General features: G+C 34.8%; 15 protein-coding genes. 8 read left to right on the top strand and 7 right to left on the bottom strand.

What is annotated here, in order from left to right:
- Positions 1-154: 154 nt before the first annotated feature.
- Positions 155-826 carry a hypothetical protein gene (locus SFT90_02790; protein MDX1949412.1) on the top strand — a complete coding sequence of 224 codons (672 nt, stop codon included), beginning with the start codon at positions 155-157 and terminating at the stop codon, positions 824-826.
- Positions 827-830: 4 nt separating this feature from the next.
- Here SFT90_02790 and SFT90_02785 read toward each other — a convergent pair whose 3' ends face one another.
- From SFT90_02785 to hisF, 7 genes are all read right to left on the bottom strand, one after another.
- Entirely contained in the window at positions 831-2015 is a 1185-nt protein-coding gene (locus SFT90_02785) for a hypothetical protein (GenBank protein MDX1949411.1), read from the bottom strand.
- A gap of 11 nt (positions 2016-2026) precedes the next feature.
- On the bottom strand, positions 2027-4519 hold the full coding sequence (gyrB, locus tag SFT90_02780; GenBank protein ID MDX1949410.1) for a DNA topoisomerase (ATP-hydrolyzing) subunit B: 2493 nt from the start codon (positions 4517-4519) through the stop codon (positions 2027-2029).
- Between the two features lie 297 nt (positions 4520-4816).
- Entirely contained in the window at positions 4817-6589 is a 1773-nt protein-coding gene (ilvB, locus tag SFT90_02775; protein MDX1949409.1) for a biosynthetic-type acetolactate synthase large subunit, read from the bottom strand.
- A gap of 472 nt (positions 6590-7061) precedes the next feature.
- Positions 7062-8390, bottom strand: coding sequence for a 3-phosphoshikimate 1-carboxyvinyltransferase (aroA, locus tag SFT90_02770; GenBank protein MDX1949408.1), 1329 nt, complete (start codon positions 8388-8390; stop codon positions 7062-7064).
- A 145-nt stretch (positions 8391-8535) separates the two neighbouring features.
- Positions 8536-8985: a hypothetical protein gene (locus tag SFT90_02765; protein MDX1949407.1), complete on the bottom strand. Its 450-nt coding sequence runs from the start codon at positions 8983-8985 to the stop codon at positions 8536-8538.
- A gap of 11 nt (positions 8986-8996) precedes the next feature.
- The gene (locus SFT90_02760; GenBank protein ID MDX1949406.1) at positions 8997-9428 is read right to left on the bottom strand and encodes a hypothetical protein; all 432 of its coding nucleotides are present in this window, start codon (positions 9426-9428) and stop codon (positions 8997-8999) included.
- A gap of 64 nt (positions 9429-9492) precedes the next feature.
- Entirely contained in the window at positions 9493-10254 is a 762-nt protein-coding gene (gene hisF, locus SFT90_02755; protein MDX1949405.1) for an imidazole glycerol phosphate synthase subunit HisF, read from the bottom strand.
- A 60-nt stretch (positions 10255-10314) separates the two neighbouring features.
- Here hisF and msrB point away from each other — a divergent pair, with 60 nt between their 5' ends.
- From msrB to SFT90_02720, 7 genes are all read left to right on the top strand, one after another.
- On the top strand, positions 10315-10785 hold the full coding sequence (gene msrB / locus SFT90_02750; GenBank protein MDX1949404.1) for a peptide-methionine (R)-S-oxide reductase MsrB: 471 nt from the start codon (positions 10315-10317) through the stop codon (positions 10783-10785).
- Between the two features lie 9 nt (positions 10786-10794).
- The gene (locus SFT90_02745; GenBank protein ID MDX1949403.1) at positions 10795-11844 is read left to right on the top strand and encodes a 3-keto-5-aminohexanoate cleavage protein; all 1050 of its coding nucleotides are present in this window, start codon (positions 10795-10797) and stop codon (positions 11842-11844) included.
- A 16-nt stretch (positions 11845-11860) separates the two neighbouring features.
- Positions 11861-12430 (top strand): peptide-methionine (S)-S-oxide reductase MsrA, encoded by a 570-nt coding sequence (msrA, locus tag SFT90_02740; GenBank protein ID MDX1949402.1) that lies wholly within the window; start codon positions 11861-11863, stop codon positions 12428-12430.
- A gap of 62 nt (positions 12431-12492) precedes the next feature.
- Positions 12493-13128 (top strand): TerB family tellurite resistance protein, encoded by a 636-nt coding sequence (locus SFT90_02735; protein MDX1949401.1) that lies wholly within the window; start codon positions 12493-12495, stop codon positions 13126-13128.
- Complete coding sequence (locus SFT90_02730) at positions 13100-13882, top strand: N-acetylmuramoyl-L-alanine amidase (GenBank protein MDX1949400.1); 783 nt, start codon at positions 13100-13102, stop codon at positions 13880-13882. Before SFT90_02735 ends, SFT90_02730 begins: the two co-directional genes overlap by 29 nt.
- Before the next feature lie 42 nt (positions 13883-13924).
- Positions 13925-14800: a glycine--tRNA ligase subunit alpha gene (locus tag SFT90_02725; protein ID MDX1949399.1), complete on the top strand. Its 876-nt coding sequence runs from the start codon at positions 13925-13927 to the stop codon at positions 14798-14800.
- A gap of 4 nt (positions 14801-14804) precedes the next feature.
- A partial coding sequence (locus tag SFT90_02720) for a glycosyltransferase family 39 protein (GenBank protein ID MDX1949398.1) occupies positions 14805-15852 on the top strand: 1048 nt, incomplete at its 3' end.

Raw genomic sequence — 15852 nt, 5'->3', positions numbered from 1 at the left:
CTTTGCTTGTCCAACCGCCATTTTCCTCAAACTTAACTTGGTGAAATTGTATTACATTAAATGCATTTTTCTATTCTATAGTAATAAAACTAATTTAATCCTTTGATTTTAACATAATTTTAATAAAAATACTACATACACGTAAGTAAATTATATGAATTCTGAAATTTCAAACAATAAAACTGCCTCTAACAGCTTATTTGACCTTGAAAACCTATATAAACTCTTGGTTTTGGGGTTGTTATGCTGGGTAATTTATCTACAATTTTGCATTAAAAATGGGCAAATTAGTGAAGAAACGCTTGCAAATCAGCTTGCAATTCAAAATGAGAATTTTGTAAAAACCTTAAAAATTTCGCTTGAGGAAAGCCATGAAGATAAAACCGTTCTGCAAGTTTATAAAGAAAATTATAGTGAGCTTCAATTTGAGAATAATTCAATAAAAACCACTTATGAGAAAAAAATAAATTCTCTTAAAAAGAAATTTGCACACAAGAAAAATCTTGCAAAACAGGCTCTTAAATATCAATCTGAGATTTTGACGAAATTAAATGAAAAGCTCTCTAACCTCTCAAATTCTGGCAATAATAGTGAGGATAATGTTGCGAGTAAAAGTAAGGAAGTTCTTTCAAAATTTGTGAAAATCACCAAAATTTCTGATATAGAATCAACCCCTGAATTTTTACTCAAAAAAGAAATTAAGAACCTCGCCCGCCTGCTTATTAATGAAAATTACTCAAAAGTTTCAGAAATACTTTCAAAATCCTCCGAAATCCTCAATGAGGAAAAATATAAAGCCTTAGGGGATAGGTTTTCAGGAATGTGATTTTTTACCTTCTGCTTGATTGACCATTCTTCTTTTGGTAACCATCAGTTTTTATATCTAATATATCAAGAATATATGGGGTTTTACCTGATTTTAGTTGCTTGTCATTTTTAATGTAATTTTGATGTTCAATCATATCTTGTTCGCTAATGCTAATTCTGCCAAGATAGCCTTTAGAACCTAAAAGTTTGTTAATAGGAATTTTTTTTGCGATAAAATCAGCGGAAATATTAAAATTAGTTCCATCTGGTAGCATAACCAATTCTTTGGTTTGCTCATTACCTTTTAAGATAATAAATTTATCTGAGGAATAAATTTTTATTACTGACTTATTTGGAAGTTCAACTTCATAAGTTAATGGTAAAGAATCAATTTTTTTCTCCATTCTTTTTCCTAAATTCCCTGGCGAGAAAGTATATTTTTTTATATTGAAAATTTCTTGAAAATTTATTCCAATTTTTTTGAAAGCGTTAAGTTGATATCTTGAACAATTAAAGCAATTATCGCCTGCACTAAATGCCTGATATTTCAATCTATCTTTTGGTGGTAAGGCTTGCCTTAAAGCGTCAAGAAACACATCAATTTCGTAATGTTCAGTACTCTCGTGCGTTGCCCTAAAAATAACCGCATTTGTAAATCCATAATTTCTTCCTTCAAAATCATCGCCATCTAGAATATATTCAGCAACTAATCCTCTTGTTTTTACCAGCAAAGTTTCAAAATAATTTAATACTGATTTTTGTAAAAATTCTGGAAGTTTTTTCTCTTTTACTCTTTTAGGCAACAAATTTGCTAAACTAGAATTACTAAATATAGAAGGGTTTAGTTTTGTAAAATGTGCTTGCTCATAATTTTTACCATCATAGCTAAAAAAACCATAAGTATGACCACCATATCTTTTAATCATTTCTTTATAAGAATTTGCTAAGCCAATATAACAACCATTATCCCTAACATTTAGAGCGTCTCTCTGTGAAGAATTTTCAGGATAATATAGCTTTTCTTCATTGTGGATTAAGCTATAAAGAATATTTTCCTTAAACTTAAAAAGCGGAACATTTTTATCTAGCTTAGTGGTTAGAAAACGATTTTTATTAAGCGATATCAATCCATCTTCTAAGAGAAGAATATTTGAATCTATAAGCTTTTTTATTAGAGGATATTGAAGTAATATTTCTTCATTATTCATCTTCCCTCACCCTAAAAATCTAAATTACTCACATTAAGTGCGTTGGATTGAATGAAATCACGCCTTGGTTCAACCACATCACCCATTAGGGTTGAGAAAGTTTCATTCGCAGCTTCCGCATCTTCAATTTTAACTTGAAGTAATGTGCGTGCTTGCGGGTCAAGAGTCGTTTGCCATAGTTGTTCAGCGTTCATTTCACCCAAACCTTTGAAACGGCTGATGGTGCAACCTTTTTTGCCAAGCTCTATTGCGGTATTATAAAGGCTTGCTGGGCTATTAACGGCCTTAACTTCATCTTTATATTTTATAGTTGCACTTGCGGCAAAATAACTTCTAATTTCTGCTGAAATTTGCTTGAGTTTTCTTGCTTCTGATGAGGCAAAAATCTTACGAGAAATTGAGATTTTCTCCTTCACGCCTTTGCGAATTCTGAAGAATGCAAGAACATCTTCCTCAGCATCTTCAGCAATACTCCAGCGGTAATTTTCCGCCAAATTGCGATTCAAGAAAACAGCGATTTTCTCACAGGCATGCTTGGAATTTTCCTCATCAATCGCACCACTAAGGGCAGAAGCCTCAATCACAGATTCATCAGCAAGGCGTTTTAGCGAATTAACTTGTGCAGCGAATTCCTGCGATTTTTGCAGAAGGTTTAGTAAATCATTACTTGAAAATCTCTCCCCTTCGGAAGTCTCTAAAATGGCTGTTTCTGCGATGTTACGAAGTAAATATTCATCTAACGCATCATCATTTTTGAGGTAAACTTCACTTGTGCCTCTTTTGATTTTATAAAGTGGTGGTTGTGCAATATAAAGATAGCCAGAATCAATGATGTGAGGCATTTGACGATAGAAAAAAGTAAGCAAAAGTGTTCTAATGTGAGAGCCATCAACATCAGCATCTGTCATTATTATAATTTTATGATAGCGGAGTTTTTCAAGGTTAAATTCCTCCCCGATACCAGTTCCGAGTGCGGTTATAAGCGTTCCAACTTCCTGCGAAGAGAGCATTCTATCAAACCTAGCCCGTTCAACATTCAAAATTTTACCTTTAAGCGGCAAGATAGCTTGAGTGGTTCTAGTTCTGCCCTGCTTTGCTGAACCGCCTGCTGAATCACCCTCAACTATAAATAGCTCAGATAAAGCTGGGTCTTTCTCTTGACAATCCGCTAATTTACCCGGTAAATTTGAAATATCTAACGCTGATTTTCTACGAGTTAAATCACGCGCTTTGCGTGCCGCCTCTCTGGCAACAGCGGCTTCTATCGCTTTGCCGATAATTAATTTTGCTTCATTAGGGTTTTCCTCAAACCATTCCGCCAATTTTTCACCTGCTACATTTTCAACAACTGGGCGAACTTCAGAAGAAACTAGCTTATCTTTAGTTTGGCTTGAGAATTTTGGATCAGGCACTTTAACTGAAACTATGCAAGTTAAGCCTTCTCTTGCATCATCACCAGTTAGGGTAATTTTTGCCTTTTTAGCTAAACCAGAAGTTTCAGAGTAGTTATTAATTTGTCTTGTCAAGGCTGAACGGAAGCCAACTAAGTGAGTTCCACCATCACGCTGACGAATATTGTTGGTAAAACACAAAATATTTTCATGATAAGAATCATTCCATTCAAGTGCAACTTCAACTGTTATGCCATCTTTTTCGCCACGAATAACTATAGGATCATGTAGAGATTTTTTTGATCTATCAAGATATTCAACGAAAGATTTTATTCCACCTTCATAAAAAAGCTCAGTTGTTTTGAAATTGCCTTGCTCATCAAGTGCAGAAACCCTTTTATCATTTAAGAAAATACGAACACCCGAATTTAAGAAAGCTAATTCGCGGATTCTTTGCAAGAGCGTATCATAATCAAAATCAGTTTTAGTGAAGGTTTCAGGAGATGGCATAAAGGTAACCTCAGTGCCTTTTTTGCCATTTGCATCACCGACAATTTTTAGAGGTGCAACTGCATTACCATGGGAAAACTCCATATAATGCTCTTTGCCATCACGCCAAATTTTTAGTTTTAGAGTGGTTGAAAGTGCATTCACTACCGAAACACCAACGCCATGCAAACCGCCAGAAACCTTGTAAGAATTTTGATCAAACTTACCACCAGCGTGAAGTTGTGTCATTATAACTTCTGCTGCGGAAACGCCTTCTTCTTTGTGAATATCAACTGGAATACCACGCCCATTATCTGAAACGGTGCAACTACCATCTTCATTGATTGTAACTTCAACCCTATCGCAATGACCAGCGAGCGATTCATCAATTGCGTTATCAAGAACCTCATAAACCATGTGGTGAAGGCCAGAACCATCATCAGTATCACCAATATACATACCAGGGCGTTTACGAACTGCATCAAGCCCTTTTAGAACTTTAATTGAGCTAGAATCATATGCATTTTCTGAGGAATTTTCTGCAAAATTTTCAGTGGAGATTTCATCAAAACCATCTTGGTTTTCGGTAATATTATCGGCAATTTTTGTCATAGTTTTAGGCATAAAAATTTTCTATTTTTCACAATAGAGTTAATATAAGCATTCTATGCACTATGTCATCTTTTTTATTAATTTTTAGTAAGATTTTTTGGCTCTCTTGATGTATGAAAAAGGGATATAATTATATTTAGAAAGAGCCTATTTTAATTCAGATTTGCTCACTTGGTAAAAAATAAATTTATATTGATTCATTTTTTATTTCACCCCATGAGTATAATTTAGATTCTCCAGATTTCTAACTTCGTTGAAAATGACAAATTATCTAGTTTCCAGCTTCTAGTTTAATTTTCAAAAAAACTACTACACTTGTTTTGCGGCTTCGGCTTTATCTACTTGAATGTCAGGGCTATCTGGGTTGAGTTTCAACTCATAATGGGCAGCACCAGCTGGAATCATTGGATAAACATTCTCAGCTTTATCTGTTATCATATCCATAATTACAGGGCCGTTATGCTCAAGCATTTTGCGGAGCGATGATTCAACATCGTTTGGCTTATCGCATCTAATACCCTTAAAGCCAAAGGCTTCTGCTAGTTTAACGAAATCTGGTAGAGCGTCCATATAACTCTCACTTTTTCTGTCGCCGTGGAATAATTCCTGCCATTGGCGCACCATTCCCATATATCCATTATTGAGGATTAGCGTTTTAACAGGCAAACGATACTGCACTGCGGTGCACCATTCCTGCATATTCATTAGAATTGAAGCCTCACCAGTTACGCAAACCACTTTTTTATCTGGGTGAGCGAGTTGAACGCCAATTGCCGCCGGCAATCCATAGCCCATTGTGCCAAGACCACCTGATGTCATCCAGCGATTTGGCTTGTTAAAATCAAGATATTGTGCTGCCCACATTTGGTGCTGCCCAACATCTGTAGTGATGAAATAATCATCATATTCTTTCAGAATTTTATTTAGGGTATCAAGAACATATTGCGGGCGAGGGAATTTGTCGGAATCCCTATAACCAAAGGATTTTTGAGCCCTCCAGCCGTTAATTTCCGCCCACCATTTCTTTAGAGATAGCTCATCAGGGCGAGCATTACGAGACTTCCACTCATTAATAAGTTGGCGAATAACTAACTTCGCATCACCCACTAATGAAATATCAACTTTAATATTTTTGTTGATAGAAGAAGCGTCAATATCAACATGGATTTTCTTTGAGCCAACTGAGAATTTATCCTTTTTGCCGGTTATTCTATCATCAAACCTTGCACCAATATTTATCATTACATCACAATTTGCCATTGACATATTAGCCTCTAAAGAGCCGTGCATTCCAAGCATTTTAAGGAATTGCGCATCAGAAGTTGGGAACGCCCCAAGCCCAAGCAATGTTGAAGTGATTGGAAAACCAGTCAATTTAACTAACTCAACTAAGGCTTCACAAGCCTCAACACCAGAATTTACTAAACCACCACCAGTATAAAAAACTGGCTTTTTGGCTGAAAGCATTAAATCAACTGCTTTTTTAATCGCCTCGCTGTTCGCTTCTTTCGGCGGATTATATGATTTATGAGCTTTTAGAGTTTTATTTGCAGAAGGCACCGCTGGTGCTAACTGAATATCTTTAGGAAGGTCAATCACAACTGGCCCCGGCCTGCCAGATTTTGCAACATAAAATGCTTCCCTGATAATATTTTCAAGCTTTTCTGCGTCTTTAACTAGATAATTATGCTTGGTGCAAGGCATTGTAATGCCCACCGTGTCAGCTTCTTGGAAGGCATCAGAGCCGATAAGATGCGTTGCAACCTGCCCTGTTAAACACACAATTGGGATAGAATCTAACATCGCATCAGTAAGCCCTGTAACCGTGTTTGTAGCACCCGGCCCCGATGTTACAAGCAAACAACCAACCTTACCAGTTGATCTCGCATAACCCTCTGCCGCGTGAGCTGCACCTTGTTCGTGGCGAACTAAAATATGGCAAATTTTATCTTGCTTAAAAATCGCATCATAGATTGGCAAAACCGCACCGCCCGGATAGCCAAAAATAACATCTACACCCATTTCAACGAGGGTATTTAATAAAAGTTCCGCACCATTTTGAGGATTTTCAAACGCTGTCATCTTGGAAAAATTATATTATTGAAGCAATGAAATTACATAATTTTCAACCTTTTGCAAGGAATTTAAGGTTAGAAATTCTCACTATAGAACCGAATCTAGCTTTGATTAAAGCAAATTTATAAATAATTATATGAAACTAAATTTATTTGATTAAAAGCAGTAAGAGAAATTGCGGTGTCACCGCTCAAACCCTTACTGCCCCTCGGTAGCCTTTTTCAGCAACAAAGTAACTGCAAAACTACCTTAATAAATTGAGTATGCTTAAAAACCAAAAGCAGTAACCCTATCCATCTTTGATAATTTGCAGTTAAATATACACGAAGTAGACATTGGATTACCTCCTTTATATTGCGTAACCGATAAGTTACTAACCTATAAACTAACAAATTTGGCTGTTTATAATAATTAAATTAGTTTATTTAATGTTATTTATAAAGGCTAAATAGGGCAATTAAAAAATCTATAAATTTTATTAATCAATTTTTGCAAGAATTTTTGCGCCAAGGGAAATCATCAATTCTTTGAATTTAGGGAAGGAAGTTGAAATCATTTCTGGTTTATCAACTGAAATAGGTTCACTTGAAATCAAGCCTGCAACAAGGAAGCTCATCGCAATTCGGTGATCACCATGAGTTGGAATTAACGCACCGCCTTTTATCTCGCCACCCTCTAAACTTAAAGTATCATCAGCACTAATAACCGCCTCAACACCGCATAATTCCAAGCCTTTTCTAATTGCCTCTAAACGATTACTTTCTTTAACTTTAAGCTCAGTTAAGCCTTTCATAATCGTTTTGCCTTTGGCTTTGGCCGCAACTATAGAAAGGATTGGATATTCATCAATCATTGAAGGGGCTCGTTCTGCTGGCACTTCAACTGCTTGCAAATTAGGGGAATATCTGGCAATAATATCTGCAACTTCTTCACCGGCTTCTATTCTTTTATTAGTGAACTCCAGATTTGCCCCCATCTCTTGCAGAGTAATATATAAGCCAATTCTGGTTGGGTTTATTAGTACATTTTTAATCGTAACTTCTGAGCCTTCAGTAATTATCGCAGCAACCAAAGGGAAGGCTGCAGAGGAAGGATCAGCCGGCACAATAACATCTTTTGGAACAAAATTTTGTTGCCCTAAATATTTAATAATATTCAAGCCATTTTCTTGGGTAATAGAAATTTCACCACCGAAATGTTTAATCATCATTTCAGTGTGATCCCTAGTTTTCTCTTTTTCAATAATTGTAGTAATGCCAGGCGTGTTTAATGCACAGAGCAGAATTGCAGATTTAACTTGTGCTGATGCAACTGGAAGCTCATATTCAATTGGCAGCATTTGCTCCCCACCTTTAACCATGAGAGGTAAAAAATTTTCCTCGCGAGCTTCAAAATTTGCCCCCATTAATTGCAGTGGTGCTGTAACACGACGCATCGGCCTGCCTCTCAAACTCTCATCGCCCGTAAAGAAAGTGCGGAAATTATATGGTGCAACCAAACCCATCAGAAGCCTGCAACCAGTGCCAGAATTTCCACAATCTAGAAAATCAGTTGGCTCACTAAGCCCGCCAACCCCAACGCCATCAACGATATATTGGTTATTTTCTTTCTCAATTTTAACACCTAGTTTTTGAAGGCAGGCTTTTGTATTAAGCACATCTTCACTTTCTAGCAGACCTGAAATTTTAGTTCTGCCGATTGCTTGTGATGCGAATATCAAAGCACGATGCGAAATAGATTTATCCCCCGGAACGATAATATTTCCAGCAAGTTTTGACGATTTATTTGATGTGAAATTATTAGGCACTTTATGAAAATTTATTATTTTATGATAATTTTATTGAACCAACTTGCCCCAACCACAATAGGTTCATACCCGCGAAAGCGGGTATCCATTGTTATTTTTTGGATTCCCGCTTCCGCGGGAATGAAACAAGGAGAGAGCTATGTTCTTAAAATTCTTCCTCTTTCCAACGCATACCGCCAAAGATATATTTAACTTCATTATCACCCTTACGAGCAGTTAGCGGAAAAAGTTTTTGACGATATTTCACGACAGAATAAATACTGCTTTCAAATTCACCCTCGTCGGTTAGCTCTTTTTTCTTCTCAATTACATCAGAAAATTTACGAGCCATTTTATGGTTACTTGGTAAAATCATACCAGTAAAAGGTGTATCAAATTTTTCGTCTCTAACAACTTTAAGCAAATTTTCACCAAGATAAGAGAATCTATAAGGCTCTTCAGCTTTAAGTAAAAAGCAATCACCTGCAACTTTTTCAATAGCAGAAAACACAATTTGTTCTTCAGCTGCTATTTCAGAATTGGCTTTTTCCTTCAAATCTTTGAAGTAATTATCAAGGAAATCCGCGAGTCTCATTCTTCTATACTCAAACCCCATAAAAGTATTTTTTATATGTTTTCTATCACATTTTCAAAATTGTATAAGAAATATACATAATAAGCAATTCGGTAAATACACATTATTATTAATGTTTTCAACCATTTAGTTTTCAAAAAGCCACAAAAAAACGGAAATATAATATTTATTTCTGGAAAAGGTAATATCACTCCAAAAAGATACAAAAACTTATTGCAGTAATGCTGTAAATTTCTGTAATTATAATTATCAAAAAATTTTGCGAGGATTTTTGCTAATAAATAACATATCGCATAAGATGAAAATAACCCAATAGTAGAGCCAAAAAATGCAGTAATAATTGCAAGGTTTTTATCCTCTGAGTTTTCAAAATAAAATAGTAAAGGCAAAGCAATTTCCTTACCAAATGTAAGGATAAAATTTGCTCTTAATGAATCAATAAATATTTCTAATAATATTTGCATATTTTTTTGGAGTTGGGAGTTGGGAGTTGGGAGTTGGGAAAATTCTAATTCCTAATTTCAACTACTAAAACCTAATCTCAACCCCGTTTTTTTTCATATAATCTTTAACTTGGCTAATAGTGAATTGTCCGAAATGGAAAACACTTGCCGCCAAAACCGCATCAGCCTTGCCTTTTGTAACGCCTTCAACAAAATGATGTAACGCCCCAACCCCACCAGATGCAATAACTGGAATATTAACATTCTCACTAATTAAAGCGGTTAGTTCACAATTAAAGCCTTGCTTTGTGCCGTCCCTATCCATTGAAGTAAGCAAAATTTCACCTGCCCCAAGCTCCGCCATTTTCTTTGCCCAAGATACAGCTTCTAAACCGGTTTCTTTCTTTCCTCCGTGAGTATAAATTTCATAGCGGTTATTTGCTTGGTTAAACTTAGCATCAATCGCAACAACAATGCATTGCTTGCCGAATTTTAGGGATGCCTCATTCACAATTTCAGGATTCGTAACCGCTGTTGTATTAATTGAAACCTTATCCGCACCACTATTTAGAAGTTTTCTGATATGTTCAACATTTTTAACTCCACCGCCAACGGTGAGGGGCATAAAGCAGTTTTCCGCTACTTTCTCAACAATGTGATAAATATTTTCCCTATTTTCTCCAGATGCAGTAATATCTAAAAAACATAATTCATCAGCACCTTGATCTTCATAGATTTTAGCTTGCGTTACTGGATCGCCAGCATCAATAAGGTTGATGAAGTTAACGCCTTTGACAACTCTGCCATCTTTAACATCAAGGCAGGGGATAATTCTTTTCTTTAGCATAATATATTTGTAACTAAATCTTTTATAAAATCGAATTAAAATAGAAACTTATAAAAAAATATGAAAAAACTTTTACTTGCATTATTTTTATTATTCCTAACTATTTTGGTTAGTAATTCAACTTTTTCTAAAGACAAGGCAAGAATGGTGGAAGAAAATTACAAAAGGTTGGTTAAAAAAATCTCTAAAGAACAGCACGAAGTTATGTTCTGTGAGGCAACTGAAAGGCCGTTTTCAAGTGCATTACTTAATGAAAAGCGGAAAGGCAATTTTACTTGTGCATCTTGTGGGCAAGTTATTTTTGATTCAACTACAAAATTTGAAAGTGGCACTGGTTGGCCAAGTTTTTATGATGCGGTTGAGGGAAGTGTTGGCTATAAAATTGATAAAAAATATGGTATGACTAGAACTGAATTCCATTGTTCAAAGTGCAAAGCTCATTTTGGTCATATTTTTGATGATGGCCCTGCTCCAACTGGCAAAAGATATTGCACAAATGGCTTAGCTTTAGAATTTATTCCTGATGAATAGTAATTAATTATGAATAGTGAAGTTAGCATAATATTTGCACCAACTGGAAGTAGGTATTTCCCTAAAAATTCTGGCAAGGGAGATTTTGAGCATCCACACCTAATATATAAGCCTGAAGATTTAGCAAAAGAAATAAATCAGCTACTTAATGAAGGTCTAATTAGTCAAGTTCACTTGCATGCTAGAAATCCTGAAGATGGCTTCCCAACTGGTAACCCAGAGCATTATAAATTATTGTTACAGGCACTTCAAGAAAACATAGAAATTAATGATTATTATTTAAGTATTACAACAACAGATAATAATATTCCTAAAGAAGATAAAGAGGCAAGTGGAGATATGGCAAGAGCTGCAATTTTGCTATGTAATTATGATAATCTTAAACCGAATAGAATACCTTTAATTGATACTTTAGCAGCTTCTTTACAGGTTATAAATTCTAATAGATCTGTGGTGGCTGAAAGATTTAATGAATTTATTGATAATTGCCTAAAAATAATGGAGCAAAAAAATATCGGTTTTGAAATAGAAATACCAAATTATAATTTATTTGAAGTTGCTAAAGATTTTTTGGCTAAAATGAGATATAGAATTAATAGAAATGAATTTAACTCAGAAAATTTAATAGGAAGCATTAACGCTCCAGTAATTCAAATGCTTTTTGGTGCAAGAGATAATATGCCTTGCACTGAAGAATTTATAAGTAATGCTTTAGAAAGAGCAAATAATGAATTATCCCCTAGATCGATTCAAGTTGGGTTTAGGCATAATCATGACCAATTTAATCCAGATATTGCAAGGTTTTTACTTGGATTAGCAAAACAAGGTAAAATTCAAGGAATAAGAATAGGTATTGAAGATACACCTAAAAATATGGACGGAGAATATGTAAGCAATAGTTGGTTAGTTGAGCAGATTAATAAAATAGCAAAAGAGGTTGGTGTATCAATAAGACCTCCGCAAGAAGCACTTAATCTTATTCAAAATAAAAATATTGTTATCTCATCAGCAGAGCCATCTTCAGTAATCAACACTAAATTCAATGAAAATTTTTTTTAACATAATATTTATTCTTATGGGCTTATTATTTAGCGGTGCATCTAATGCAAATGAAACTTCTAAGCAAGAGCAAGCGACCTTTGCGGGTGGCTGTTTTTGGTGTATGCAGCCAATCTTTGATGAATTAGAAGGCGTTATAAAAACCGAAGTGGGCTATAGTGGTGGAAAAAGTAAAAACCCCACTTATGATGAAATTTCAACGGGAAATTCAGGCCATCAGGAAGTTATACAAATCACTTTTGATCCAAACAAAATTTCTTATGAATTTCTGCTTGATAAATTTATGAGGAATATTGACCCTATTGATCCACTCGGGCAGTTTTATGATAAGGGTTCACAATATGTAACTTCAGTTTTTTATCATAATGAAACTCAGAAAAAAATTACCGAGGAATATTTTGAAAAACTTAGAAAATCAAAAATTCTGAAAGGGGAAATTGCGGTTACAATCAAGGCTTTTCAAGCATTTTATGCAGCAGAAGATTATCACCAAAAATATTATGAAAAAAATTCTATCAGATATAATCTTTACAAAAAAGGCAGTGGCAGAGAGGAAAAAATAAAACAAATATGGAATGAAAAATAAAAAAATTCTATTTTTTATTAAAAAAATTTGAGAATTAAAATTTTTTACAGCATAATGAATTTATGCTCCCTTCGCTTAATAAAAATATTTCAGAATTTTATATTCCTCAACATCATATTAACTCTGCGATTGAGGCGAACTCCCTTGCGTTAAACCATTACGCACTTGCAATAAGTGGCAAATTATGCAGCGTTGATGAAGATATAAACCTAGCTGAAAAGCGGGCTTTTCTGGCGTTATTTCCATATTTTGGTGGCAATGGTATTGAGCTTCTAAACAGCTTGCAAAATAATGGAATTTCAATCTATCACGCTTGTAAAAGATTTAGAAAATTCAGCTCCGATGATAAAAATATTACCGCAAGACTATTCGCAAGATTGTTCAAATTAGCGGGTTCTGATGAAGTTCTTAACACGCTTGAAATTTCTTTTATGGAAAAAATTTCCCCAATGTTAGGGCTAAATTTGAACTTCCTAGAAAAAGCCTTGGAATTTTATTTTCTCAAAAATCTTGAGCATAATTCTAAAACTCCAAAGCACGAAGTGAGAAAATTTTACATCGGTCAAATCGCAAAATTGCACCCTGATAATTTTCTGCATAGTGATAATCTTAGCAAAAGAATAAAATCAACTATTATCACGCTTGCAAATGAAAGAACAAAATTACTAAATGAAAATTACAAAAATTCCATCGCCTAATTTTTCTAATCGTCCTGAAACAGCTGAAATAGATACTATTATCCTGCATTATACTGGTATGAAATCTACTAAAGAGGCATTGCAAAGAATGTGCGATATTAATACTGAGGTGAGCTGCCACTATTTAATCGCAGAAAATGGTGAAATTATTCAGCTAGTTGATGATGAATTTAAGGCTTGGCACGCAGGTAAAAGCCATTGGGCTGGCAGGGAAAATTTGAATAATTATTCAATCGGTATTGAAATTTCAAATCTAGGGCATGAATGGGGTTACAAACCTTTTGAAGATGAACAAATTGATTCCTTAATAGAACTCTGCAAAAGCTTGGTTCAAAATTATAATATCAAACCGCAAAATATTTTAGGTCATAGTGATATTGCACCCGTTCGTAAGGAAGACCCAGGTGAGTTATTTCCTTGGAAATTACTGGCAGATGAAGGGGTTGGCTTGTGGTATGATTTTGAAGTAGGCAAGGCAGAATATAAAAATATCATAAATATTTCTGAAAATCCAACTTCTGAAATAACAAAGCAAAATATAATTAACATCCAAAAAAAATTAAAACAAGTCGGCTATAATGTTGGAAAAGCAGGGGCTTTAGATGAGGCAACTAACAAAGCAATTATTGCCTTTTATCGCAGATTCATTCCGCAAAGAATTTTAATGTGCAAAAATAAAAGATACCCTGAATATATCGCTTGGGACGAATTATCAAACACAATCGCTGATAATATTATTGGGAAGATTTGTTGATAGATTATTCTACTTAATGTAAGGTGTCTAAAAATTAAACGAATTTATATGTTAGCATTTCAAGAAATTATCCTCAAACTTCAGAATTTCTGGGCAAAACAAGGTTGTGTTGTTCTACAACCTTATGATGTCGAAATGGGTGCAGGTACTTTTCACCCAGCAACAACTTTGCGTGCATTAACTACAAAACCTTGGAAGGCCGCTTATGTTCAGCCCTCTCGTCGCCCTAAAGATGGCAGATATGGTGAGAATCCAAATCGCTTGCAACATTATTACCAATTTCAAGTTATTCTAAAACCATCACCAGATAATATCCAAGAATTATATCTCGAAAGCCTTGCAGAGCTTGGAATTAATGTGAAAGATCACGATATAAGATTCGTAGAAGATGACTGGGAAAGCCCAACTCTTGGTGCTTGGGGGCTTGGTTGGGAAGTATGGTGCGATGGTATGGAAGTTACGCAATTTACTTATTTTCAGCAAGTTGGTGGCTTTGATTGCCAGCCTGTTGCAGGTGAAATTACTTACGGCTTGGAAAGGCTTGCGATGTATATTCAGAATAAAGAAAATGTTTATGATTTAGATTATAACGGCGGAAAAGGTAAAAATAAAGTTTCTTACGGCGAAGTTTTCTTGCAAAATGAAAGGGAGTTTTCAGCTTATAATTTGGAATCTGCAAACACTAATAAAATCCTGAAAAATTTTAATGAATGTGAGGAAGAATGTTTTGCTTTACTTGAGCAACGCCTTGTTCTGCCAGCCTATGATCAATGCATCAAAGCCTCGCATAATTTTAATTTGCTTGATGCTAGGGGCGTTATAAGTGTTAGCCAGCGTGCTTCTTATATTGCAAGAGTTCGTGAAATGGCTCGCAAATGTTGTGCTTCGTATATTGAATCTCAGGGGGAGATGTTGTAGCAAGATGTTTTATGATTACAAACATAACCTTAAAAACTTTATCTTAATTGCATTTGCACTGACCATAGTAAAAATTGCATTTTTATATTTCAGCAAATTTCCGTTATGGGTTGATGAGGCACAATATTGGTTTTGGTCTAAATTTCTTGAGGCGGGCTACTATTCAAAACCACCGGCTATCGCTTGGATAATCCACTCAACAACAAATTTTTTGGGCGATAAAGAATTTTATGTTAGGCTCGCAAGCCCTTTTCTTCACTTGCTCACAGCGATTTATATTTATCAAATTGCATATAAATTATATGATGAAAAAATCGCAAATTACTCTGGTTTAATTTATCTCTTGATGCCCGCCGTTTTGTTATCAAGCAATTTTATTTCTGCAGATGCACCGCTTATGTTATGCTGGGCTGGGGCAATTTATCACCTCATAATTGCGATGGAATATAAAGATGAAAGCCGTTTCTTCAGTTGGTTATTATTCGCAATTTGGCTAGGTCTTGGATTCCTTAGTAAATATACAACAATTATTTTGGTTGGTGGATTATTTATCTATGTTTTATTCGCAAGATTTTCACATTTTTTCTCAGTAAATTTTTGGTTTTCGCTAATTTTTGCAGGGTTGATTTTTCTACCAAATTTTTTGTGGAATTATAATAATGACTTTGTAAGTTTTCTTCATACGCAAGAAAATCTTCTAAATACAAAAGCAAGTGAGAGTTTTTTTGAGAAATTTTCCTCGCTAAATTTCAAAGGTTTTTTAGAATTTGTTTTCTCACAAATTGCAGTTTTTGGTTTGCTGGCTTTCTTTATTTTTAATGCTTTATATCAAAAAGTAAAAACCGATATTTTGCTCATTGCAGAAGAAAGAGAAGCAAGATTTCTATTATTCTGGGTGTCAGTTCCAACTCTAATTGCAGGGTTGCTTTTAAGCCTTTTTGCTTCTGCACAAGCTCATTGGTCTGCACCTGCTTATATTGGCATTTCAATTTTAATTGCTTGGTATTTAGTTAGAAAAAATATGGATTTTTTCCTCAAATTATGGCTCACAA

It is taken from the genome of Rickettsiales bacterium (assembly GCA_033762595.1).
In the GTDB taxonomy this organism is placed as follows: Bacteria; Pseudomonadota; Alphaproteobacteria; order Rickettsiales; family UBA8987; genus JANPLD01.
This window is presented reverse-complemented; position numbering and strand designations above follow the sequence as displayed.